This window comes from Mucilaginibacter metallidurans, from assembly GCF_003286435.2.
In the GTDB taxonomy this organism is placed as follows: domain Bacteria; phylum Bacteroidota; class Bacteroidia; order Sphingobacteriales; family Sphingobacteriaceae; genus Mucilaginibacter; species Mucilaginibacter gossypii.
In genome coordinates, this window is the sequence record NZ_CP043449.1 from 5,017,020 (window position 1) to 5,041,576 (window position 24,557).

The 24,557-nt window shown below is 43.8% G+C and carries 16 protein-coding genes; 6 read left to right on the top strand and 10 right to left on the bottom strand.

The genetic code is table 11. The features are described from left to right. Positions 1–111: 111 nt before the first annotated feature. The 5 genes from DIU38_RS21200 (at position 112) to DIU38_RS21215 (ending at position 4,964) form a co-directional block, all read left to right on the top strand. A complete protein-coding gene (locus tag DIU38_RS21200) occupies positions 112–1,002 on the top strand; it encodes a helix-turn-helix domain-containing protein (protein ID WP_112651432.1) in 891 nt (296 codons plus the stop codon). Between the two features lie 108 nt (positions 1,003–1,110). Continuing rightward, entirely contained in the window at positions 1,111–1,569 is a 459-nt protein-coding gene (locus tag DIU38_RS34160) for a YncE family protein (protein WP_244311227.1), read from the top strand. Positions 1,570–1,741: 172 nt separating this feature from the next. Then, positions 1,742–3,556 (top strand): bifunctional YncE family protein/alkaline phosphatase family protein, encoded by a 1,815-nt coding sequence (locus DIU38_RS21205; RefSeq protein ID WP_244311228.1) that lies wholly within the window; start codon positions 1,742–1,744, stop codon positions 3,554–3,556. Positions 3,557–3,667: 111 nt separating this feature from the next. Next, positions 3,668–4,537 (top strand): aldose 1-epimerase family protein, encoded by an 870-nt coding sequence (locus DIU38_RS21210; RefSeq protein WP_243770689.1) that lies wholly within the window; start codon positions 3,668–3,670, stop codon positions 4,535–4,537. An 88-nt stretch (positions 4,538–4,625) separates the two neighbouring features. Continuing rightward, positions 4,626–4,964: a hypothetical protein gene (locus tag DIU38_RS21215; protein WP_090534362.1), complete on the top strand. Its 339-nt coding sequence runs from the start codon at positions 4,626–4,628 to the stop codon at positions 4,962–4,964. 452 nt (positions 4,965–5,416) lie between these two features. Here DIU38_RS21215 and secG read toward each other — a convergent pair whose 3' ends face one another. The 6 genes from secG to DIU38_RS21245 form a co-directional block, all read right to left on the bottom strand. Beyond that, entirely contained in the window at positions 5,417–5,785 is a 369-nt protein-coding gene (gene secG / locus DIU38_RS21220) for a preprotein translocase subunit SecG (protein WP_091174641.1), read from the bottom strand. A gap of 9 nt (positions 5,786–5,794) precedes the next feature. Next, positions 5,795–7,165, bottom strand: coding sequence for a hypothetical protein (locus DIU38_RS21225; RefSeq protein WP_112651436.1), 1,371 nt, complete (start codon positions 7,163–7,165; stop codon positions 5,795–5,797). Between the two features lie 21 nt (positions 7,166–7,186). Beyond that, complete coding sequence (locus DIU38_RS21230; protein ID WP_112651438.1) at positions 7,187–7,711, bottom strand: LptE family protein; 525 nt, start codon at positions 7,709–7,711, stop codon at positions 7,187–7,189. Between the two features lie 5 nt (positions 7,712–7,716). Beyond that, positions 7,717–8,973 carry a sigma-54 interaction domain-containing protein gene (locus DIU38_RS21235; protein ID WP_112651440.1) on the bottom strand — a complete coding sequence of 419 codons (1,257 nt, stop codon included), beginning with the start codon at positions 8,971–8,973 and terminating at the stop codon, positions 7,717–7,719. Positions 8,974–9,081: 108 nt separating this feature from the next. Further along, positions 9,082–10,587 (bottom strand): MiaB/RimO family radical SAM methylthiotransferase, encoded by a 1,506-nt coding sequence (locus DIU38_RS21240; RefSeq protein ID WP_112651442.1) that lies wholly within the window; start codon positions 10,585–10,587, stop codon positions 9,082–9,084. A 146-nt stretch (positions 10,588–10,733) separates the two neighbouring features. After that, positions 10,734–11,591, bottom strand: a complete 858-nt coding sequence (locus DIU38_RS21245) for a hypothetical protein (RefSeq protein WP_112651444.1) — start codon at positions 11,589–11,591, stop codon at positions 10,734–10,736. 241 nt (positions 11,592–11,832) lie between these two features. Here DIU38_RS21245 and DIU38_RS21250 point away from each other — a divergent pair, with 241 nt between their 5' ends. Further along, entirely contained in the window at positions 11,833–13,635 is a 1,803-nt protein-coding gene (locus DIU38_RS21250) for a hypothetical protein (RefSeq protein ID WP_112651446.1), read from the top strand. Positions 13,636–14,019: 384 nt separating this feature from the next. Here the strand turns inward: DIU38_RS21250 and DIU38_RS21255 are convergent, their stop codons facing one another. The 4 genes from DIU38_RS21255 to DIU38_RS21270 all read right to left on the bottom strand — a co-directional run bounded on the left by DIU38_RS21255 (position 14,020) and on the right by DIU38_RS21270 (position 24,466). Further along, positions 14,020–14,205, bottom strand: a complete 186-nt coding sequence (locus DIU38_RS21255; protein WP_112651450.1) for a DUF2683 family protein — start codon at positions 14,203–14,205, stop codon at positions 14,020–14,022. Positions 14,206–14,360: 155 nt separating this feature from the next. Beyond that, complete coding sequence (gene sov, locus DIU38_RS21260; protein ID WP_243770688.1) at positions 14,361–21,371, bottom strand: T9SS outer membrane translocon Sov/SprA; 7,011 nt, start codon at positions 21,369–21,371, stop codon at positions 14,361–14,363. A 24-nt stretch (positions 21,372–21,395) separates the two neighbouring features. Continuing rightward, entirely contained in the window at positions 21,396–21,980 is a 585-nt protein-coding gene (gene ruvA / locus DIU38_RS21265) for a Holliday junction branch migration protein RuvA (protein ID WP_112651452.1), read from the bottom strand. 206 nt (positions 21,981–22,186) lie between these two features. Next, the gene (locus DIU38_RS21270) at positions 22,187–24,466 is read right to left on the bottom strand and encodes an NADP-dependent malic enzyme (protein ID WP_112651454.1); all 2,280 of its coding nucleotides are present in this window, start codon (positions 24,464–24,466) and stop codon (positions 22,187–22,189) included. Positions 24,467–24,557 lie beyond the last annotated feature (91 nt).

The following is a 24,557-nucleotide window of genomic DNA, read 5'->3' on the forward strand; positions in this document are numbered from 1 at the left end:
TTAATTAATCAGACCATGCTTTAGGCTTTAAGCATTCAGCTTCTGATATAAGGTATTATTTGATATAATCTACGCCGCAATTCGGCGTAGATTTGTTTATCTTTATTCATCATGCAGCATTTTAAAAATTTGGCCGATATGCACCGCTCCAATGGTTTCCCGATGCCGGAGAACCCGCTCTTCAGCCTGTACAGGTGCACCCACACCTGTGGGTTTGGCGAAAGAGAGTTTACATCTGATTTTTACATGATCGGGTTTAAAAAACTTAAAGGAGGTCAGATCATGTATGGCCGTACAAAATATGATCACGATAACGGCAGCATGATGTTCATCAAACCCCGGCAGGTGATCCAGTTTAACAGCGTGGAGTATGATGAGGATGCGTTTATCATGTTCATCCACGAGGATTTTCTGAACGGCCACTTTCTGCATAACGAAATAAGCAAATATGCTTTTTTTGACTATGAGGCAAACGAAGCCCTGCACCTTTCGCCATCGGAAGAGCAGATTATGTGGGACCTTTATTACAAGATAGAAGCCGAATATCACAATAACACCGATGAGTATAGCCGCGACATTATACTTACGCATATCGATTCTATCCTGAAATACTCGCAACGGTTTTACAAACGCCAGTTTATTAACCGTACAGAGCTTTCGGGTAAAACAGTATCAAAGTTTAATGAAGTATTAGCAGCTTATTTTACCAACGGCTTATTGCTAACCCAGGGACTGCCCTCTGTTAACGCGCTGGCCTCACAACTTAATTTATCACCTCGTTACCTAAGTGATATGCTTAAGCAGGAAACAGGAAAAACTGCTATTGAACTGATCCATATTTACCTTATAAACGAAGCGAAAAACCGTCTTAAAAGTGATTACCAAAGCGTTTCTGAAATAGCATACGAACTTGGCTTTGAGAACCTTCCATATTTTTCACGATTGTTTAAAAAAGAAACGGGTATCAGCCCTAACCAGTTTAAAAAACAGTTGGTAAATTGATAAACTAAGGCACTTACGCGGAAAAGTCCAATTTATTTATATTAAGTTTCTGTTAACAAGCCTTTCGGAAGAAAACGATTTTGTAATTTTGATTACAATCGTTTTCTTATGAAACTAAAACTCATCGCCGGCATTATTCTTTTATGTGCGGCATTACAATCCTTCGCTCAAACTCCGGGAAAAATTGAACAAACAGGACAGGTACTATTACCCAACGGCTGGAAGCTTAGTCCCGCGGGCAGGTCTTTACCGCTTGGCGATCTGCCGCTGAACATGCAGCTTTCTGTATCGGGTAAATTATTAGCTGTTACCAACAACGGCCAAAGCACCCAGTCGGTACAGCTCATCGACCCTAAAAATGAAAAACTGCTTGATGAGGTAGTGGTTAAAAAATCCTGGTACGGGCTGGCTTTTAGCCGTGATGAAAAAAAACTATACGCATCGGGCGGTAATGACAACTGGATCCTGGTATTTAATATAGCCGGTAACAAATTAGGCACCCCGGATACCATCAAATTAGCACCGAATGCCTGGCCCAAAATAAGGTTTGCCCTACCGGCATGGTAACTAACAAAAGTAACAGCCGCCTGTATTCGGTGACAAAGGAAGACAGCACTCTTTATATTATCGATCCTGATAAAAAGACATTCTGAAACAGGTAAAACTGCCGGCCGAAGCTTACAGCTGCATTTTATCGCCCGATGAAAAAACGCTGTACATCTCTTTATGGGGCGGCGATATGCTTGGCTTTTACAACATAGCTACGCAAACACTCAGCACCATTAAAACCAGCAGCCATCCTAACGAACTACTTTTAGATAAGAAAGGGAAATTCCTGTATGTGGCCGATGCGAACGACAATGCGGTATCCGTAGTAAATACTTCAACTCATAAAATAATAGAAACCATTTCTACAGCGCTTTATCCTACCCGCCTCACCGGTTCAACCAGCAACGGCCTGGCCTTATCGCCAAACGGGAAAACACTCTATATAGCCAACGCGGATAATAACTGCCTTGCTGTATTTGATGTCACTATGCCGGGCAGCAGCAAAAGCAAGGGCTTTATCCCGGTAGGCTGGTACCCAACCAACGTAAAGGTATTGGGCAATAAAATCCTGGTATCAAACGGCAAAGGGTTTTCATCAATGGCCAATCCTAAAGGGCCGCAGCCGGTTAAAAAAACCGATAACAGCGGTTACAAGCAAGGGGCCATCAACAGCCGGGAGCAATACATAGGCGGTTTGTTTAAAGGCACGCTATCATTCATCAACAGCCCGTCGGATGCCGAACTGAAAACTTACACCAAACAAGTTTACGCCAATACACCGTTTACTGCTAAAGTTGAAAAAACAGCCAAGGGCGAAGAAGGAAACCCCATTCCACGCCGCCTGGGTGAAAAGTCGCCCATTAAATATGTTTTCTATATTATTAAAGAAAACCGCACTTACGACCAGGTTTTAGGCGATATGCCGCAAGGGAACGGCGATACTTCGTTGTGCATCTTCGGTAAAAAAGTAACGCCTAACCATCACGCTATTGCCAATGAATTTGTATTGCTTGATAACTTTTACGTTGATGCGGAGGTAAGCGCCGACGGCCACAACTGGAGCATGGCTGCCTATGCTACCGATTTTGTAGAAAAAACATGGCCAACCAGTTACGGTAGCCGCGGTGGCAATTATGATTTTGAAGGAACCCGCAAAGCCGCCTATCCGCGCGATGGCTTTATATGGGATTATTGCAAACGCGCCGGTGTAAGCTATCGTACTTACGGCGAGTTTGTGAGCGATGGTAACCCCGGCAAAGCAAACTTAAAATCGCTTGAAGGGCATTTTTGTATCAAGTCGCCGGGCTTTGACCTGAATGTGAAAGATGTTAAAAGGACTGAGATCTGGGCCCATGACTTTGATTCGTTACTCACTATAAACGCGGTGCCGCATTTTAACACCGTGCGCATTTCAAACGACCATACCAGCGGGCAGCGCAAAGGCGCCATATCGCCCATCGCCGCCGTGGCCGATAATGATCTTGCCATTGGCCAGTTCATTGAGCATTTATCACATAGTTCGATCTGGAAAGAGTCGGTGGTTTTTATTTTGGAGGATGACGCCCAAAACGGCCCCGACCATATTGATGCCCACCGTTCACCGGTGTTTGTAGCCGGTCCTTATGTAAAACGCAACGCTGTGATCCATGGCATGTATTCAACCTCGGGTGTTTTGCGTACCATCGAGCTTATTTTAGGCTTGCCTCCAATGAGCCAGTATGATGCAGCCGCTATGCCGCTGTATGATTGCTTTACCAGCAAGCCCGACCTTACGCCATATACTGCTAAGCCGGCACAGGTTGATTTGGAACAGCGAAATATAGCGGTAAACGAGAGCAGCAAACGCTCGGAACTGTTTAATTTTGCCAGGGAAGACGCCGCACCCGATATCGACCTGAATGAAGTGGTTTGGAAATATGTAAAAGGCGAAGCATCGGTTATGCCTGCACCAAAAAGGAGCGCTTTTGTAATTTTAGAACCTAAAAAAGAACAGGATGATGATTGATTTGTTAACTTCGTTAAACCGGAAGTTATCCAATTAACGAATCCTTAATATATTGGTTTAAAGCCCGGCCGTTGTTTATAAAAGCCGGGCTTTTACATTAATTATACATCTATGATCACTCATTTAGAAAACGACCACATTAAAGTAGCTATCGACACCAAAGGCGCTCAACTGAGTTCATTTATCAATAAAGCCACAGGTATTGAACATATGTGGCAGGCTGATGAAAAAATATGGCCATGGCATGCCCCCAATCTTTTTCCGGTAGTAGGCGGCCTCATTAATAATGAACTTTTGGTTGATGGTGAAAAATATGCTATGTCGCGCCACGGCTTTGCACGTCAGTCGGAGTTTTTTTTATTGGAGTCGGATGAAACATCGGCAAGCTATTCGTTACCTAATTGCGAGAATACGCTTAAAGTTTATCCTTTTAAATTTGATTTCCAAATCCTGTATCATCTTATTGATAACGCGCTCCGCATTACCTATAAAGTGATCAACCTTGATAAAAAATCAATCTATTTTTCTGTTGGCGGGCACCCGGCATTTAATGTCCCTTTTAACAAAGGCGAAAACTACGAGGACTATTACCTGGAGTTTGAAACCGAAGAACATTTTAACACTCACCTTTTATCAAAAGATGGCTTTTTTAACGGCATAACACATCCGGTACCAACTCCGAATAAAAAGCTCTATTTAACCCGTGATCTGTTTAATGACGATGCACTGGTTTTTAAAGATCTGAAATCGCGCATGGTAACTATTAAAAGCGATAAACATGATCAAACCTTAGCGCTTGAATTTCCCCATTTCAATTATCTTGGTTTATGGGCCAAACCGGGGGCTGATTTTGTTTGCATAGAACCATGGCTTGGCTGCGCCGATACCGAAGGCAAACACGTTGATATTAAAGATAAAGAAGCTATCCAAAAATTAAGCGTGGGGCATGTTTTTGAATCGGCCTATTTTGTTTGCTTATAACATTTGGGTTACAATAATTTTATACTTCGGTAAAACATTTTTCGCACTTTTTCTCTTTCATAGAAAGAATCACTTAAATATTAAAACTATGAAAACTAAAGTTTATTTATTAGCCCTCACCATGCTGCTGTCATTTACGGCGTTGAACACCTTTGCTGCTGATAGCCACGCGCTTACCCCGCTAAGCAAGGAAGAAATAGCAACCATGACAACCGAGCAAAAACAAGCCCGTGTTGAGGAGATCAAGGCCCGTGTAAATGAGATCAAAGCGATGGATAAATCGGAGCTTACCAAAGCTGAACGTAAGGAATTGCGTACCGAATTAAAATCAATGAAAAAAGAAGCCAATGCCCTTGGCGGCGGCGGTATTTACCTTTCAGTAGGTGCTATCATCATCATTATTTTGGTATTGATCCTGATATTATAATTTGAATCGTCTTGTATAAAAAACGCCTCCGACGAAAATCGGGGGCGTTTTCTTTATGTCCGTTCAGGACCTTTCAGAGATTTAAGTTACCCTATAAAACTAATGCTCATTTGGCTATTACCAATTGAGTAATCAGCTGAGTTGAACCCCTCTGGGGTTCAGATAAAGTAGGATGCTATTTCTACAAACATTTTCTCCCTCCGGGAAGACTTTTACGATTTAATAAACATATATTAATTGCTTATAGACAGGTGCACCAGAGGTGCAAAAGGTTTGTAGCATGAAAAATAGAAGTATCCTTTGCCCCAGAGGGGCAAAACAACACGCCTTGCTGATTAATTTTGTGAATTAACTTAAATCTCTGAAAGACCCGGATGGGACAGAAATTCCTGGAAAAAGAAAAAGCCCTGAATATATCCAGAGGCCTTCAATATATCTTAATTGATTATTTATTATTTTTTGCTGCTGTCGGCTTTAGGAGCTGCCGGTGTAGCAGATGGCGTTAATGCCGGAGTTGATGAAGGAAGCGCGTTGCTTGGTTTTGAAGCTTTTTCAATTTGCTCACGCAGTGCCGGGTTATCATTGCTGCTTGATGAGCCACCTTTTACAGCAACGTTAATGGCCAATGATAACACCATAAGGGTGATAGCTAACGCCCAGGTACCTTTTTCTAAAAAGTCGCCGGTTTTTTGTACACCCATTAATTGTGATGAGCTTGAAAAATTTGATGCCAAACCACCGCCTTTAGGGTTTTGGATAAGTACGATAAGCCCTAACAGAGCGCATACAATTACGGTAACAATGATTAAAACGATATACATTTCTTTATATTAATTAGTTTTCTTCTCTAACTCTTCAATTTGGCTTGCAAAGTAACGGCTTTTTTCCGGGAATTTCAACATCAATTTTTTGTAAGTTGCAATAGCTTTGTGATATAACATCTGGTCGATGTAAATCTGGGCTAATGTTTCACTTACCAGGTCATTTCTGTCTTCCGAGCTCTTCTTTGCTTTGTTCTCATTATCGAGCTTATCAATTGATGGCGGCCTGATCTGGGGCTCCTCTTTAATAAATTTCTCAATGATGATGTCTTCCTTTCTTTTTATCTCCGGCACATCGGGCTGAGGGGTTTTCTCCAGCTCCTCCAGAGATTGCGAATGGAAGATATTTTCATAATACTGGTGCTGTAATGCATCAGCAGTTTGGCTATCAGATGCTACAGTTTTTTTTGACTGTGCAACCGTTTCAATATTATAAGGCTGATAAGTTGATGCATATTCCTTACGGGTTTTATCTAACCACCACATAAAGGTATAAGGCATTTTCTCGTCGTTGTACTTTGATAAAACCTCCTGCTGTTCAGTAGCTTCAATTTCTGCCGGCTGCAGAGCCGACTCCTGCGATATCGCCTTATCATCATTCCTTGTGTCAACAACCGAGTTATCAAACAAAAAATAATCCGTGGATGCGATATTACCGATTATCCATTTTTCAGTTACATCGTCCCTTACGTCTTTAGCTTCGTCAACGGCAACCGGCGCCTCATCGGCCACCTCTGTCTTATCGTTTATCGCTGCATCGGTATTAACATCAGCAGCAACAGGTTCATTCACATTAGCCTGGCCTATACTTATATTCTCGATCCCAACAATTTCATCGTAAACCTCATCATCTATATCATGCGTAGATGCAACTGATTCCCCGTTGGGCTCATTTGCAACTGCTCGCGGATCAGCAACCTCCATTACCGGTTCTGCATCTGCAATTTCAGACTCAGGATCATCGATATTGATAAAATTGAAACTGCTTTTATCCTGATCTGTGTCTGCGGCTAAATCTTCGGGCAGTGTATCAGCCAGGTCATCAACAGCGGGACCGATATTAAAATAGTTTTCGGAGGCTGATGTATTATTTACCGGAATACTATCAAGCAGGTTAATTACCTGTGATGAATTTACCGGAGAAAGGCCTTCGGGCTCCTGAATTAATTTATGCAGTAAAACGGGTTTGTAATAAACGGCCGCGCGCTGTATATCCTTATTGGTACCGGCATGGGCAAGCAAAGCACGCAAAATACCGCTTTGCGGGTAGGCATCAACCAGTTGCTGCAGGTTATAACCATAAAAAGAACCTGTTTCGGCCGGGTTGGCCAACAGTTCATCTAATATTTCGTATTGCCTGCTATTCAAATATTGATCCACGTGGTTGAAAATACAAATTGCCTACCAATTAGAAAAGGCCGCGTTAAAAATATCATCAATTAATTGCTTATTAATTTGCCGTATCAGGTTCTGTTCCTGCGAAGAAATGTCCCCCCGGTAGTCAGCAAACTTAGTAAAACTTTGTTCAAAACTGAGCTTTTTATCGGCGGGTGTTTTCGCCGCATCAAATGAAAACTTAACCCTTACAGTGATAGTAAGCCTGTTAGCATCAGCAATTGGGGCCACGTTATTTGCGGTAGCCTGAATAGATGCCGGAGCGATAGAATAACCGGTAATAGCGCCCGACATAGTTGCATCGGCCTCGCCGCGGACTAAGCTTAGGCTGGTTTGTGTACGGATCCTGTCTTTTAACGCTTCGGTAAAAGTTTGGCTTAGGTTATTTACAACCAGCGGCGCGTTGTTTTCAAAAAACTGCACATTGATGGTCTTCAAACTGGGCGGGATTGATTGATTTTTGAGCGTGTAACATGATTGGCATATAAGTAACAGCACACACACCGAAATAATCCCCAAAAGTTTTTTCATCAATTTTATAAGTTTAGTTCTTTTATTTTCCTGTATAACGTACGTTCAGAGATCCCCAGTTCATTAGCGGCAAGTTTGCGTTTACCCTTATGTTTTTTCAACGCCTTACGGATCAGGTCTGATTCTTTTTCAATCAGCGATAATGATTCCTCCACTTCTTCGGCATCATGTGTTATATTAAAACCGTCGATAGTGTTGCTATTACTGCTATTGTTTGTAACGGTATTAACGGGTTGTTGTAAAGTAAATTGTGGTTCGTTATTACCATGCAGCTCAATATCGCGGTAAAGCTGATTTAAGGTTTGCGGATTATTGGCATAATGTGGCGAAACACCGCCATGCTCAATAATATCGGCCACCAGTTTTTTCAACTCTACCATATCCCGCTTCATATCAAACAATACTTTATAGAGGATGTCACGTTCAGAAAAATCCTCTTTAGGCTGATTGTCCAAACGCATTGGCAGGTTACGCGCGCCGGCCTCGTGCGGGATATAGGTAAGCAGGGTTTGGGCGGTAATAATCCTGTCGCGCTCAAGTACAGCCAATTGTTCGGCCATGTTTTTTAACTGCCTTACATTACCCGGCCACGAATAGTTGGTTAATACCTGCTGCGCTTCTTCATCAAGCTGGATGGGCGGCGTACGGTATTTGTCGGTAAAATCAGCTGTGAACTTGCGGAACAGCAGAAACACGTCTTCCTTCCTATCGCGCAATGGCGGAATCTTCAGCGGTACCGTGTTTAAACGATAGTAAAGGTCCTCACGAAATTTGCCGTTCTTCACCGCGTCATACACATCAACATTGGTAGCCGCGATAACGCGTACGTTAGTTTTTTCTACTTTCGACGAACCTACTTTGATATATTGTCCCGATTCGAGCACCCTCAGCAAACGGGCCTGGGTACCCAGGGGCATTTCAGCAATCTCGTCTAAAAATATGGTACCACCGTTTACGGTTTCAAAATAACCTTTACGTTCACCAACGGCGCCTGTATAAGCTCCCTTTTCGTGACCAAAAAGTTCCGAATCGATAGTACCTTCAGGTATGGCGCCGCAGTTAACAGCAATAAAAGGCCCATGCTTGCGCGGGCTCATCTGGTGTATGATGTGCGAAAAAACCTCCTTACCACTACCACTCTCGCCGGTAATCAATACCGAGATATCAGTAGGTGCAACCTGGTTTGCTATAGTTATAGCCCGGTTAAGCAATGGCGAATTGCCAATGATCCCGAAGCGTTGTTTTATTTCCTGTACTTCCATACCCCCCGGCCCCCTAAAGGGGGAGTTATTGTAAATGTTTATAATTCTTGTTTATCATAATCCCCACATTTTTTGTTACACCCCAAACCATCAGGATGTAACTCCCCTTTAGGGGGTTTGGGGGATAACTTTACCTATCAACGTGGCCGTAGTGCTGCGTTCAATCAATACGTTTACATATTGCCCCGGCTTGTAATTTTCACCAACCGGGAAAATCACCATCGCGTTTTGATCGCTGCGGCCACAATAGTCTTTGTCTGATTTTTTGGAGAAACCTTCTATCAGTACACGTTCTACCCTGCCTATGCGGGCCTGCATCCTGTAAAAAGAATACTCCTGCTGCTTGGCAACTATTTCGGTTAAGCGCTTCTGTTTTACATCTTCAGGGATGTCATCGGCATAGCGTTTTGCCGCTAAAGTGCCCGGCCTTTCGCTGTACTTAAACATGTAGGCAAAATCATACTTTACGTAATCCATCATGCTTACGGTATCCTTGTGCTCCTCATCAGTTTCGCTGCAAAAACCGGTGATCACATCGGTTGATATAGCGCAATCAGGGATGATGCGGCGGATAGCGTCGATCCTGTTGATGTACCATTCACGGTCATAAGTGCGGTTCATCAGGTCAAGAATACGGCTGTTGCCCGATTGTACCGGCAGGTGGATATAATTACAGATGTTATCGTATTTATTGATGGCATGCAGCACCTCATCGGTGATATCCTTTGGATGCGAGGTTGAAAACCTAACCCGCAGATCAGGATCGATCAGTGCTACCATTTCCAACAGTTTGGCGAAGTTCACCCCTCCAACCTCCCCTAAGGGGAGGCTGGAGTCATTTTCAACGCCTGCTTCAATTTGCCCTTCTAAAGCCCTCTCCTTTGGAGAGGGTTGGGGTGAGGTCCACTTATATGAATCTACATTCTGCCCTAATAAAGTAACTTCCCGATAGCCTCTGTCAAACAGGTCGCGGCATTCGGCAACTATCGATAAGGGGTCGCGGCTGCGCTCGCGGCCACGGGTAAAAGGTACCACGCAAAACGAGCACATGTTGTCGCACCCGCGCATAATGGATACAAATGCATTGATGCCATTGCTGTTTAAGCGTACCGGGCTGATATCGGCATAAGTTTCCTCACGGGAGAGCAGTACATTAACAGCCTTTTGACCATCATCTACCTGGTTAATGAGGTTCGGCAGATCGCGGTACGCATCCGGACCAACCACAACATCAACTAATTTTTCTTCTTCCAGGAATTTTGATTTCAGGCGTTCGGCCATACAGCCCAATACACCTACTACCAGGCCCGGATTTTTTACCTTGGCAACGGTAAACTCTTTTAAACGGTTGCGTACGCGTTGTTCGGCATTTTCGCGGATAGAACAGGTATTGATGAAAATAACATCGGCTAAGCTATAGTCGGCAGTGGTTTCAAAACCGCTTTCGGCCAATATCGATGCAACTATCTCACTGTCAGAAAAATTCATGGCACAGCCGTAGCTTTCAATATAAAGTTTGCGGCCATTGTTTTTAGCTGTTTCGGCTTTTAACATTAACGCCTCACCCTGCCTGCTCTCATCATGTGTTTTATCCGGAATAAGCAAATCCATCATTTATATAAAAAATTAGTTTGCAAAAATAAACAAAATTTAAATACCTAAATGACATATTGTCAGTATTAAATAAAATCTCATTTATTTCAAAAAAAACGGGTAACACTTTCGCGTTACCCGTTTATCCCATTCAAATAAGCCGTTACTTATTGCGTTAAAGCTAAAGTGGTGGTATTATTGATTTGCCAGATAGCTGCACCGGGCGTAGGGAAGCTTACACCCTTGGTGCTACCTTTAACACCATTGTCCTGGCCAAAATAGTAAAGTGGATGCCCTTTGTACACCAGTTGTGTTTGTCCGAATACGGTTATCACATCAAAGTCGGCTTTATTTAAAATAGAAGGAACACTTTGAACCGCCGTTACCGCATCGATTGGCCAGTTAGCGTCATGCGCCACCACACCGGTGCTGAATTTATTTGTCTTAAACGTATCCTTGGTAAATAGGTACAAAGTACGGCCATTGGCATCTGTGATATATTGTGAATTTTCAGTACCGGCGATACCTTTGCTTGTGTATTGGTTACCATCATGCCCTATCAGTTGCGCGTAGGAAACCATAACGGTGTAATCCGGCTTGGCTATAAACCATGATTTGCCAACACCGTCGCCGTTAACGTCTGTAGCAGCAACGTCTTTTGAATAGTAATATAAAGGCCAGCCTTTATAAGTAGTTTGCTTGTTGCCGTCGGCATTGGTGATAACGCCGAAGTCGGCAGCTGCCAGGCCGGTACCTATAGATGGGTTTTCTTTATAAAAGGCAGGCCAGGCTACAGCGCATCCACCGGTACAAGTTGAAACGTTTGCGGCATCATCAGAGAACAGGTACAACGTACGGCCGTTATTATCCGTTATGATACTACCAAAAGTTGCGTTTGAGGTAAGCTGTACGCCCGTAACAGCTTTAGGTGTGGTTGGATTGTTGTCGTGATTTTTTTTGCACGATGCCGCTAATAAAGTTAGGGCGATTGAGCCTGTCAGGGCTAAGTACATTTTTGTTTTCATCGGGGGTCTTTTGATGTTAGTTATGGATATTTATAAACATAACGCCCTGAAATTCCCGAGGGTTGCTTTGCAGTTAAACAAAACCTTTATTTGAGTTAAACGCCGGCATATAATCCCGCATTAACAATGATGAATTAAGTATGAGTTTTAACAAAAAATAACTTATCCATCCGCTACGCTATAACAAAAGTTGCTACCTTGCTGTTAAGCATTAAAACACAAGTAAAAGTAACACCGGTAAATGGCACTCAATTTTCTAAAGCACCAGTGGCAAAAAAAAACGTTCAAATTTGTGCTGATACCGGTTATAGTGATATTGCTGCTGGCTGTAGTAGTAAACAGGTATTGGTCGCCCATTTTGGCCGCCAAAGTAAAGGATGTGGTATTAAGCAGCAGCGACAGCCTTTATAAAGCCGATTTTTCGGATGCGGAACTTCATATCTTGCAGGGTAAAATCATTATTTACAATATAACCCTTAAGCCCGATACAACAGTTTATAATCAAAAAAAGCGTTTACGCCTGGCGCCAAATACACTTGTTGAACTTAAGGTAAAACGACTGGTGCTTAACCATGTGCATCCATTTAGCCTCTATTTTCAAAAAAAGCTTAATATTGGCCAAATCATCCTGAACGAGCCACGCCTGAATGTAAGCTACCAGCTAAACCATACCAGGGATACTGTTGTTAAAGATCGCCGCACGGCCTGGCAGCGGATCTCCAAAAGCCTGAAATCGATCCATATCGGCAGCATCCTCCTTAATGATGTTAACCTGAACTATGAAGATTACTCGGGCAACAAGGTGGCCATTTCCAAACTCAAAGAGCTAAACTTAAGTGCAAACGACCTGCTCATTGATTCGGCTACACAATATGATAAATCGCGCCTGCTGTATTGCAAAGATATTATCACCGAATTGAACAATTACACCGGGGAAACATCAAGCGGCCTGTACACCTATAAGATCAGGCATCTTAAGCTCTCCACCCTTACATCACGGCTAAATATCGAAGGGCTTGTTATGCAACCCGCCAAATCAAATGTTTTTTTTGATAAAAGTAAAAAAGACCGCCTGGGCCTCACGGCCGATTCTGTGCAGCTAAACAATTTTGACTACCTAAATTATCACAAATACCGCACAGTTTCTGCTTCAAGCCTAACCATGATAAATGGCAAGATAACAGCTTTCACCAACCCGGGGAAGAAACCAGATCCTATAACAGATAAGGTTAAAACGTTCCCCAATATGATGATCAGGAAATTAAACCTTGATTTAAGGATCGACACCATGAAAATCCGGCACGTTGATGTGGTTTATAACGAGTTCAATAAAAGATCTCAAAAAACAGGCACCGTTACCTTTAATAATACCAGCGGGGCTATTTATAATATTACCAACAATCCATCGGCCATAGCCAAAAACAACATTACCCTTGTTGATCTGACAACCTATTTCATGAACCGCGGCCGGCTCGATGTGCAATTGAAATTCAATTTAAGTGATGAAGATGCCGCCTTCAGTTATAAGGGCACATTAGGACCAATGGAATTTGGAAGGCTAAATCCAGCTACCATGCCTTTGGCTATGGTAAAAATGACATCGGGCAGTGTAAAAAAATTCAGCTTTGATATCCAGGCCAACAGCAAGGTATTTAAAGGCAAGGTTGATTTTTTATATAACGATTTAAAGGTGGTATTATTAAAACCAGATACTGCTAACGACCGCTTTAAAAGGAAATCAATCATGTCGATATTTGCTAACCTTTTTGTGATCAGGCGTAGTAATCCTGATGATAAGGGAAAGCTCACTTCGTCATTAGTAATATATAAGCGACCTAAAGATTCGCCTTTTTTTAAAACGGTTTGGAAAACCTTACTTACCGGAATCAAACCATGCATCGGCCTTGATGAAGAAAGCCAAAAAGCCACTAAAGACCGCATCGACGAGCACCTCAAAAACAAGGAAGAACGGTTAAAGAATAAGGCACAACGCCAAAAAAGAAAAGCAGAGCGAAAAAAGCTGATGGACCAGGGGAAGTTTTGATTTGAAAATTATTCAATTTGAAGATTTGAAAATGGAGCCCCTCGAGTTTTCTTCCGCCGCTGTTGGTGTTGTCACCAACAGCCCCGTGGCTCTTGTAAGCCTTGAATATCAGGGGGGCTAAAAGTAGTTGGTGACAACACAACAACTGTTCGGAAGATTTTTTAATTCCCTCCCTTGGGAGGGGTGTGGTTGGAATGCGTAGTGGCAGGGAGGGGTTTATCCGCTATTTCAAAAAAATAGGTAAGGCGATGAAACCCCTCCCTGCGCCCTCCCAGGGGAGGGAATCGCTCAATGCCCCGGTTTTTTTATTTCTTCCGAACACCTATGGTGATAACATCAACAACGGCGGGGGATTTCTAAACTCATCTTCTGATTAGCACATCTCTAAATCCGGCATATGAAGTTAGCCCCCCCTTCATCGGCTTGCTTTAACGACTCTTTAACTCCTTTAACCACATAATCAGGATAGGCCTCACTTTTTTGTTCAAAAGATATTTTCATAGCCTTCATAATTGCCTTTAAAGCCTCCATCTGCTCCTTATTCTCAGGGTAAACAATTAATGCGTCCATATAACAAATATATCCTTGCTTTTGTAAACACTCAATATTCAGTTCCGGACATTATTCGCTTTTCGCATAAAAGTTTTTGATGACAACACAAGCAATGGCGGGTAGATTATTATTTCATTTTCAAATCTTTAAATTAACCCATCTTCAAATCAGCCTTATTGCAGCAACAACTTCAAATTAATCCCAAAATTGGTAAATGATGTATTAAACGTTTGCGAAGTATAGGGCTTGGTAAGGTTTGAATCATAAAATAAATTCAGGTTAAAACGCTGGTTGATCACGTAATCAACAGATGGCCTTACGGTAATATTTTGTGCACCCGACGAGATCTCAGCCGATTCAACGTCGGCACGGTAAATGAGCGTTTTATTATCGCGCAATGAAAAATCGAGCTTAAAGTTCACGTCCTTATGCTGAATGCCCTCAAACCAGCCAAACGGAAAATGGAAATCTTTGGTGTGGTAACCAAAACCAAAAACAATGATCTTTTCATTTTGCTGTGCCAACTGGCTGTTAAGCATACTTAAGCTGAGCGAACGGCTTTGGCGATATTCGGCATTGGCGGTCATGCTGTTTTTGAAGCGTACGCTTGCACCCAGCAAAGGCACAAACTGCTCAAAAATGGTGACCTGCGAAAACTGGTACAACGGCAGGAAATCATTATTTAAATCGCGCGAAGTGGCAGCGCCGTTGGCCTCGCGGTATTGCAGCAACGAGGTAAAGCCGCTTACATTATATGATGAACGGTAACCATGGCTCAGGTCAAACGAATCAAAAATATCCTGGAACCAGGAGATCTTACCTAAGCCATTGTACGTTACCTGCCAGTTAGGAATAGGAATTTTTGGGAATTGCGACAGGTTACTGCCCGAAGCATTTTTACCTGCATATGCTGCCAGAAACGCCGGCACCAGCACATTTTGCGAATTTGGCCCGTAACCATCGGCATAACCATCAACAACCCCGGCCGAATTTGGATTGGTATGCCCTAATCTTTGCGATATTACGGCGCGGGCATCCAAAAATTTCTGGAAAGTAGATGATACATTGTTAATTCCCTTTGCCGATTCAAAGGCGGTACCAATGGTAAGGAACGATACACTGTAGTTACCCGATGTAACCGGGCTTAATGTTTCGATACTATTGCTTGATGCCAGGTATTTAAAATTGGCCTGGTAATTATGATCCTGGGTTTTAAATGCACTAAGCTCAATCCGCAGATCTTTAAATGGTTCAATAATACCCCTGAAGTGCATATCCTCGTTTAACGATGTGGTATACAACTGATTTTGCAGAGTATCGGTGGTGATCCAGCCATTAGCGACAGCCCTGGCCCGGATATCTGCCTGGCTACCTAATAAAAAGCCTAACCCGGGGGCATTACCATCTGCACCAAAAAAGCCCGACTGCGGTAAGTATCCCGGTAAAAACGTTCCCTGTGTACGGGTATAGGTTGCGCTCAGATTTTTAACACTGGTTAGCAGGCCTATCAGGATGTTGCTCTTTTTATTGGGATTATTGGCCTTACGGATAAAAGGGAATTTGTTATACAGCGAAACCATATTCAGGGTTGGGTTAAGCTGGATTGCCCTTGAGTTTTGAATACTGTTACCAACATCATAAGCGGTGCTATTGATAGCAAACAGCGGCTGTGTTTGCCAGTTAAAGTGTGTACTGTAACGAGCTACTGCCGATATCCAATCCAATCCCGGAATTTTGTTAATGGGTACCGTATAATTAAAGTTGATAGTGTGGTTATAGTTGGTTGTACGGCCCAGCTTTTTCAGGTTATCCCAAAGGGTATCGCGCTTTAAACCATTGATACGGCCGGCGGGTTCATCCACAACCGAAAGATTGGTAGCGTCAATATCCATTTGTAATGATTTTGACAGGTTCCAGCCTATGCCGTATACACGGGTTATGTTGAAATACTTGTTGAATGTAGTTGTCGGGATAGGAATATAGTTATTAGGATCATTATCGCGCAGCGTATTCTCCGAATAAAAGCGGTTAAAATTGATGCTAAAATTCAATCGCGACGGCAGCAAACTAAAGTTAAGGTCCCGGAACAGGGCCAGCATATTGCTTTTGATGATCCTGGCAAATGGGCTGTAGTATTTGGGCTGATTGGTATAGTTATAAGCAAGTGTGAGATTATAGGTTTTCTCCACATCATTCTGCGTCACAAAATCATGGTGATTGTATTCGGTGTAGGCATAAGTGGCATTAAAGTTTTCAATATCCCAAATATGGTTAAGAGCATTTTGGTTTGTACGTGCCTTATGTACGTTGGTAAAGTTGATGCTTTTGCGGGTGGTAATATCAATAGCCGCGTTCCTGATAGAGTCGCGCTCTTTGGTGCTCGTTGCCGCCGCCAGCGATGCCTTCAGCTCAACATCCGGCGCTCCGGGATGATATTGCGGCATGCTCCTTTGTGATGACAAATTGATGTATGCCGGGATATGGATGCCGCTTTTATCCGGAAAAAACTTGCCCAGCTCAACATTGGCCGATACGTCATAGGTTTGATCATCACTCTGGCTCCGGTCGTTCAGCCTTGAATCAAGGGTACCGAAACCAATAGTTGTTTTACTGCCCGATACGGTAATATCGGCAAAGTCGGCAAGCTTGGCATCAATCCTCGCGGTAGCGGCCCATCCCCCGCGCTGATCAAAATCGGTAAGGCGCAGCTCATCATACCAAACAGTTCCTGATTTATCCAACCCATCATCGGGCAAAACATTTGTGCCTTTATATGGATTGCGCACGCCAAGCATAATGGTACGCAGCTTGCTTAAATCGGGCTGGCCCTTGATATAAACTACCTTATCACCCTCGGTGTATTTAAAAAGCTGGTTGTAAGCCACGTTGGAGTGATTACGTGCAAGCTTCGCCCGGATCAGCAAATCAAGCTCCAGGTCCATTTCATTAACATCCGGCCATATTGCTCCTGCATCGCTGGTACCCGGCTGGGTTATTTTTAAAGGCAATTCGTATTCATAATAGTTATCCTGGTAATCAACCCCGAGGCGGATAAACGCGTTCAGGTCATTATCCTTCAAATAATCACCCTCGGCATGGATAAACATCTGCATGCGTTTGTATTTGCGCAGGTCATTATAAAAAGTACGGAAGGCGGCCCTTGAATATCCATCGCGCAGGCTTTTTATATTAAGGGACAGTGATTGCTCGTTGAGCTTGGTATTGGTTTGCAGGTTATTGTAATTACGCTGGCGGTTAATACCGGGCGGCACCACATAAGGTATAGGCGTGCGGTTACCGTTCTCTTCAATATTTACGGCTTGCACGTCGATGGTCGAATTATCTATCGGCGGGTTTTGGATAGCCGGATCGGCAATAACATTCAGCGGATTTTTTTCGGTATTGAAAGCACGCCACTCGCCGCGCACCAGTTCCAGGGTCGCAAAACGCAGTACTGCAGTATCGGCAAAGTTGGTCATGAACATCCGCATAAAACGGATTGCCTTAAAATCCTGGATATTGCCCACTTTTGATTGATAATCTGAGATTGGGATGCGGAACTGGTACCAGTTAACTGCCTGTGTTGTGCCGTTGGGCAGTTTTACCTGTGCGGTAACTTTATCGCTGATGTAATTTTGCCCTACAACCATATCTGCCGGGCGCATGGATACTTTATATTGAAAATATGAATCTTCCTGGCTCATGTTGTTGTCTCGGTTAATATCCTCGCCATCGGGCAGGGATGTTGAAGCCGAGTTTTGCAAGCCAAGCTCTGCCTGCGATTGCTGCGCCGTTTTCGAGTTACCGTCGGTGCCGTTGTATTTGCTATAACGGTCGAGGATGCCGGCACGGGCCTGGTCGAGCGCCGCGCCCTGGTAATACTGATAATCATCTGACGAAGGGTCGGCAGCGATGGTAGTCGCGGCCTGCGCGTTCAGTTGTCCTTTTATCTGCTGAACAACCGGGGCAAATTTGGTTTGCTCATCCTGGTCGTTCATGCCGTCCAAACCAACGTCCTGCAGTTTACGGGCATCGGGGTTGTTATCAAAAGCATTAATAACCGGCTGTAGTTTAGACACCCGCCCCCAGCTGGTTTCATCCACCTTGGTCAGGTCGCCGTCAACAGGCAAACCATTTTCCAGGCTTTTACGCCCATCTTTCAAAATATCTTCCGATATCGAGCCTAAGTTAAAGTACAAGTCGCCACCAGCCGAGTTTGGTTTGTATATGAACGGATCGAGCATCCAAAATTCGATGTAGGATACGTTCAACGATTCAAAATCATTTGTTTCCAGCTTCCTGAACATACCACCCCAGCGTGTTTTAGGGTTTTGCAAGGTACCATCGGGATTAATGCCGGTGGTAGCATAGTTGTACGGCCCACGGATACTTGGATAAAAAGCCATGTTGAGCGTAGCCAGGCTAATCGGTTGCCCGGTAGCCGACTGCTTGTAAGGAAAAACTTCCTGCTCAATCACCTGCCTTACATAATGATTGGAAAGCTCGCTTCTTGATATGGGGATGGAACCTGTATTGGTATAAAATATCGGGTCGATATTATAAAATGCCAGACGGGCACGGTTATAGCCATAGCTCAGGTTATCAAACAAAGCCGATTCTCCAAACAATTGCGGCGTTCCTGAAATTTGCCAGCTGTTAGCTCCTTTAATATCTATTACCGATTGACTGTTTTCAAAATCGTCAAGATAAGATGTGCCGTGTTTGGAGCCTGCAAAATTCAATGCACCGGGACTGCCAGGCATCAGTTTGGCAAACTCGCCGTAAAAATTAATGGACGATGGCACTTTGGTATGGATGCCGGGGATCTTATCAACCAACCTGGTTAAAAACCTGGAATTTGAACTGTAATTGGCATCAAAACCCCAAATGGTATTGGAGATGGATTCTTCGCCGGCAATTTCATTTTGGGTGATAGGCTGCTCGGTAAGGTGCATCAAAGTAGCACCTAACTGAAGTTTATCGCTGGCATGATAATCAAGCCTGGTGCCGTACAATGACTTTTGCTGCACGCCAAACAATTCATTATTCTCCAACTTTACAGTAATAGGCTGACCGGAAGATAACAGTGCCTGGTTCAGGATCCTGATCCGCCCGGAATTGTAGTCAACCGTGTAATCGTTGCCCTCCTGCAATTTTACCGTACCAGCGGTTACGTTTACCGATCCCTGCGGAATGTTAACTGCATTTAGTTGGTACTCTGAACCTCCTGTTGAGGTATAAGTCCCCTTAATTACATACCTGTTTAATGCCGGGAAATATTGCTGCGCGATAGTTTTGGTTGAGTCATACAATGGTTGATAAACGTATCGTTTAACCAGGTCAGTCTCGCCCGGGGTAAATTTGGATGCCAGGTCCGAACCAAAAGGCTCCACCACCGGGAACGAAATCCGCCCGTTTTGCGAATCGATGGTGATTCCTTCTAAAAAGTCAAAGTAGCCATCCGGTTTTTTATCGCTTTGCTGGTTGAGGTTATCAAGCCCTGCTACCTGGAGCCAAAGTTTGCCTTTTAGGTTTTGCCCCTCTTCCATTACCGTTTTTTCGATCCCCGTTTTATCATCGAGGCGGGTTACAGTTAGCTTAAAATTGGTAGGGGCTATCTGGAAAGCACCGAGAGAGTAAATGTTTTTCATCATCAAATCCCAGGTAGGCAGGTTGGTTTTCAATAACTCGCCTTTCAGCAATTTCACAAAAAGCACATTAGGCGTATTGGGATTAACCGCAACATCGCTGCTAAATTCACCCACCTGGTATTGTACACCGTTAACAGTATACTGGTAAGCAACCGCCAGCACCTCGTCGTTATTTAAGGGATAATTTAGGGAGATGTAACCTAACTGCGGGTGCAGGGTATATTCCTTATCAGTAAGCTTGCGGGCGTAAGTTAGTTTTGAATAGTTATCCGTATTGCCCGATCCCTGGAAAAAGCTGGCGACATCATTGGAGTTGGTGAGCCTTGCATTTTGCGGCAAAACAGATAACAGGTTGTTTGATTGCTGGGCGAAACCTGGCCCTTTAAAACCCGCAGGCAGAGCGCTGCCGCCGCCTACTATCCTGGTTTTATTGTATGGGTTATTTTCACCAAGGTCCATGAAAGCCAATATATCGCGCGAATCGGTAGTTACATTGGTACGGTTGGTTGTCCAAACCTCAATTTTAGTAATGTTTACATTGGAGCTGATGATTGGGATATTGGCAAGCGCCCTGTTATAATTATTCCTGAAATATTGCGACAGGAAGAAGTGCTTGTTGGCCTCATAATCGGCAGGGGTCAACCTAAATTCACCCTGTTGCGAACCATTGGTAATAGTTATCGTTTTTGACTGTGAGCGTTGCTGCGAAAAGATACTGGTAACATCCAGCCGTCCGAATTTCAACTTGGTTTTAACACCAAAAAGCGCCTGACTACCGGTGATCAGCGTGGTATTAAGCGGCATACTAACCGTACCGGCTTCAATTTTCTGAATGATCTCGTCGGGCGAGCCTGTATAATCCAGCTTGATCTGGTTTTCAAACTGGAACTGCGCGTCGGTGTTGTAATTGGTGGTGATCTTTAACTTATCGCCTATATTACCGGTTACGTTGAGTTGGATGCGCTGATCAAAATTAAAGTTAAACTGGCTGCGCTGGCGGGTGTTAAAAAGCGGGTTCTGATTTTTATTTATCTGCCCGGCCATGATCATCTCTGCTGATCCTTGCGGACGGATATCAATCACCGAGCTGCCAAAGATCTGCTCAAACGTACGGCTCCTGACCTTTATAGGCGGTATAAACCCCGGCTGCTGCGAATCATAGGCATAATTATCTGCCAATTGCTGAAAATAGCCACGTTGGGCCGATCGTTCTTTAAGTTTTAAATATTGCTCAAACGTAAGATACTGCGGCGGGCGGTAAAGCAAATTACCTACCCTTTCGTATAAAACATAACGGTTTGTGGCCGGATCATATTCAATGGTACGTACCAGGCCTGCCGGGTCGGTATTGAAAATACCTTCCCTCATCCGCTGGCTTCGTGGCGCGGTCAGGTTTATTGGTGCATTTGATTTGGTTGTATCATTTTTAGCCGCAGGCGAGGGCTTTTGTTGTGCATACACATTACCCAGCCCCCCGAACACCACAATGAACAACACACTTATAAGTGTCTTATAAGTAAATACTTTGATCAAAAGTTAGTAGATATTTATCCGTAATTATAGCGTTTTTAACGCGAACTTAATTAGTTCTTCAACCGTTAGTTCACCATTATTTTTCTTGATCTCCTGGTCTAATACCTTTTCGGCAACGTTACGCGCAAAGCCCAGCATTACTAATGCAGATAGTGCTTCATCCTTAACCGTCTGGCTCACCGGCACAACAGTCAAGGTATCGGGGCCTTCCTTACGCAGCTTATCCTGCAGCTCCAAAATAATCCGCTGAGCCGATTTTGGCCCAATTCCTTTGATCCGCTGGATCAATGAAACATTACCGCTCACAATAGCAGCCTGGATCTCGGCCGGGCTTATGGACGATAACATCATCCTTGCCGTATTTGGCCCGATACCCGAAATAGAGATCAAATGTAAGAACAACCGGCGTTCACCATCTGTAGCAAAGCCGTAAAGTGTGTGCGCGTCCTCTTTTACGTGTAACCATGCAAAGAGTTTACATTTCTCGTCGTCACTAATGCCCGAATAGGTATTTACCGAAATATTAATATGATACCCTACCCCTCCCGCGTCTATCACTACATATGACGGGCTTTTGAACATTAGTTTCCCACTAATATAATCATACATATATTATTACTTTATTAAGTTTATTAAACAATGATGTTAATGGCAAACAGCCTTTACAGTGATTATCCAAAGATAAAATTCCGGCGTCATTATGTTCATATAATGACAAACAAAAAGCTGAGTTATACTCACCTTAAAAAATAAAGACGCTAAGCATTTAAATACCAGCGTCTTTATCAAAAGTGTATTATTTATTACTTTATATATTAACTATTGGCTGCTGCTTTTGCCTGTGCATCAACCACAGCTATGGTAACCATATTTACAATTTCACGTACCGAACTGCCCAACTGCAGCACATGCACGGGTTTCTTTAAGCCAACCAATATCGGCCCGACAGCTTCGGCGCCGCCTATTTCCTGCAAAAGTTTATAGGCAATATTACCCGACTCCAGGTTAGGGAAAATCAGTGTATTGGCCGGTTTACCATTGAGTGTTGAGAACGGGAAGTTATCATCAAGCAAATCTGCGTTTAGCGCAAAGTTGGCCTGCATATCACCGTCGACAACCATGTCGGGGTATTTTTCGTGCAGTATCGCTACTGTTTCCCTGGTTTTTTCCGGTATCTCCCCTTCGTTCGAACCAAAGTTGGAGTATGATAATACAGCTATCCTCGGGCTGATATTAAATTGCTTTACCGAGCGTTCGATCAGCACGGTAATATCAACCAAATCATTCACACATGGGTTTACGTTCACCGTTGTATCGCCAAAAAACACAGGGCCTTTAGCGGTGATCATCATATACATGCCCGCAACACGGTTAACACCTTCCTCAGTACCGATAATTTGGAGGGCCGGTTTTACTGTGGTTACGTAGTTTTTGGTTAAACCTGAGATCAGCGCATCAGCACGGCCAAACTGCACCATACAAGCGCCGTAGTAGTTACGGTCTACCAATTGTTTTTTAGCCTCGTACAGGGTAATCCCCCTGCGCTGGCGTTTGTTATACAGAAACTCGGTATACTCATCCATATGCTCACATCCTTCCCGCGGATCGATGATATGAACGTCGCCCAAATCAAGGTCATTATCATGGATGATCTTTTTGATCCTGTCGATATTGCCCAGCAAAATAGGGGTGGCAATACCTTCTTCTTTCACTATCTGTGCCGATCTTAAGATCTTATAATTATCGGCCTCGGCAAATACAACGCGCTTAGGGTTCTGTTTTGCTTTAGCGGTAAGGTTCCGCAGCAGCTTATCATTAGTACCCAGGCGCACCCTCAGCTCCTCTGCATATGCATCCCAATCGGTGATCACCTTACGGGCTACACCTGAAGCTATGGCCGCTTTTGCCACCGCCATGGATACCTCGGTGATCAACCTTTGGTCCATTGGTTTCGGGATGATATAATCCTTGCCAAATTTCAGATTAGTAAGGTTATAAGCGAGGTTAACGGCTTCCGGGACCGGCTTTTTAGCCATTTCGGCAATGGCATGCGTAGCGGCAATCTTCATTTCCTCGTTAATAGCAGTAGCCCTTACATCAAGTGCTCCGCGGAAAATGTAGGGGAAACCCAGCACGTTATTTACCTGGTTAGGAAAATCGGAACGGCCGGTTGCCATAATAATATCATCGCGTGTGCCGGCTGCAAGGTCATAATCAATTTCGGGCACCGGGTTGGCCATAGCAAAAACAATGGGCTTTTTAGCCATGGTTTTCAGCATGTCGGGGGTTACCACATTACCTGCCGAAAGACCGACAAATACGTCGGCATTTTTCATAGCATCGGCCAGTGTTTTAACATCTTTGCGGTCAGTAGCAAACTCCATCCTGATCTCGTCAAGATCGGTGCGTTCCTGGTTTAGCACACCATTGATATCAAACATCACCAGGTTCTCTTTTTTAACCCCTAATGACAGGTACATTTTTGAACACGATACCGCGGCGGCACCTGCACCGTTAACTACCATTTTTATCTTATCCAGCTTTTTCCCCTGTATTTCGCAGGCATTCATTAAAGCTGCACCAGATATAATGGCGGTACCATGCTGATCATCATGCATTACGGGAATATTCATTTCGGCCTTCAGCCTGCGCTCAATTTCAAAGCAGGTTGGCGCCGAGATGTCTTCTAAATTTACGCCGCCGAAAGTGGGCTCAAGCGCTTTTACAATGTTTACAAAGTCATCTACACTTTTGGCGTTCAATTCAAGATCAAACACATCAATATCAGCATAAATCTTGAACAGGAGACCCTTACCCTCCATTACAGGCTTGCTGGCCTCAGGGCCGATGTTGCCCAGGCCAAGTACGGCAGTACCGTTGCTGATCACGGCTACCAGATTGCCTTTGGCGGTATATTTATAAACATCTTCGGTATTGTCAGCAATCTTTAAACATGGCTCAGCCACACCGGGCGAGTAGGCCATGGTTAAGTCGCGCTGCGAATTTGTTGGTTTGGTAGGTACAACTTGTATCTTTCCGGGACGGCCTTGCGAGTGGTAATTCAGCGCGTCCTGTTTTCGGTTAGTTTTATTCATTTTTTTCAAATTGAAGCGCCCAAAATTACAATTCTTTTTATGGAACAAACATAAAAAAGCCCCTTTTTGCGATTATGTTAAAAAGAGGATA

What these genes read in the sequence shown, in the direction of transcription:
- DIU38_RS21250 (WP_112651446.1), top strand. Translation starts at nt 11,833, where the DNA reads ATGGCACTCAATTTTCTAAAGCACCAGTGGCAAAAAAAAACGTTCAAA.
- DIU38_RS21255 (WP_112651450.1), bottom strand. Translation starts at nt 14,205, where the DNA reads ATGGACGCATTAATTGTTTACCCTGAGAATAAGGAGCAGATGGAGGCT.
- DIU38_RS21240 (WP_112651442.1), bottom strand. Translation starts at nt 10,587, where the DNA reads ATGATGGATTTGCTTATTCCGGATAAAACACATGATGAGAGCAGGCAG.
- ruvA (WP_112651452.1), bottom strand. Translation starts at nt 21,980, where the DNA reads ATGTATGATTATATTAGTGGGAAACTAATGTTCAAAAGCCCGTCATAT.
- DIU38_RS21245 (WP_112651444.1), bottom strand. Translation starts at nt 11,591, where the DNA reads ATGAAAACAAAAATGTACTTAGCCCTGACAGGCTCAATCGCCCTAACT.
- secG (WP_091174641.1), bottom strand. Translation starts at nt 5,785, where the DNA reads ATGTATATCGTTTTAATCATTGTTACCGTAATTGTATGCGCTCTGTTA.
- DIU38_RS34160 (WP_244311227.1), top strand. Translation starts at nt 1,111, where the DNA reads ATGAAACTAAAACTCATCGCCGGCATTATTCTTTTATGTGCGGCATTA.
- DIU38_RS21210 (WP_243770689.1), top strand. Translation starts at nt 3,668, where the DNA reads ATGATCACTCATTTAGAAAACGACCACATTAAAGTAGCTATCGACACC.
- DIU38_RS21270 (WP_112651454.1), bottom strand. Translation starts at nt 24,466, where the DNA reads ATGAATAAAACTAACCGAAAACAGGACGCGCTGAATTACCACTCGCAA.
- DIU38_RS21235 (WP_112651440.1), bottom strand. Translation starts at nt 8,973, where the DNA reads ATGGAAGTACAGGAAATAAAACAACGCTTCGGGATCATTGGCAATTCG.
- DIU38_RS21215 (WP_090534362.1), top strand. Translation starts at nt 4,626, where the DNA reads ATGAAAACTAAAGTTTATTTATTAGCCCTCACCATGCTGCTGTCATTT.
- DIU38_RS21205 (WP_244311228.1), top strand. Translation starts at nt 1,742, where the DNA reads ATGCTTGGCTTTTACAACATAGCTACGCAAACACTCAGCACCATTAAA.
- DIU38_RS21200 (WP_112651432.1), top strand. Translation starts at nt 112, where the DNA reads ATGCAGCATTTTAAAAATTTGGCCGATATGCACCGCTCCAATGGTTTC.
- DIU38_RS21230 (WP_112651438.1), bottom strand. Translation starts at nt 7,711, where the DNA reads ATGAAAAAACTTTTGGGGATTATTTCGGTGTGTGTGCTGTTACTTATA.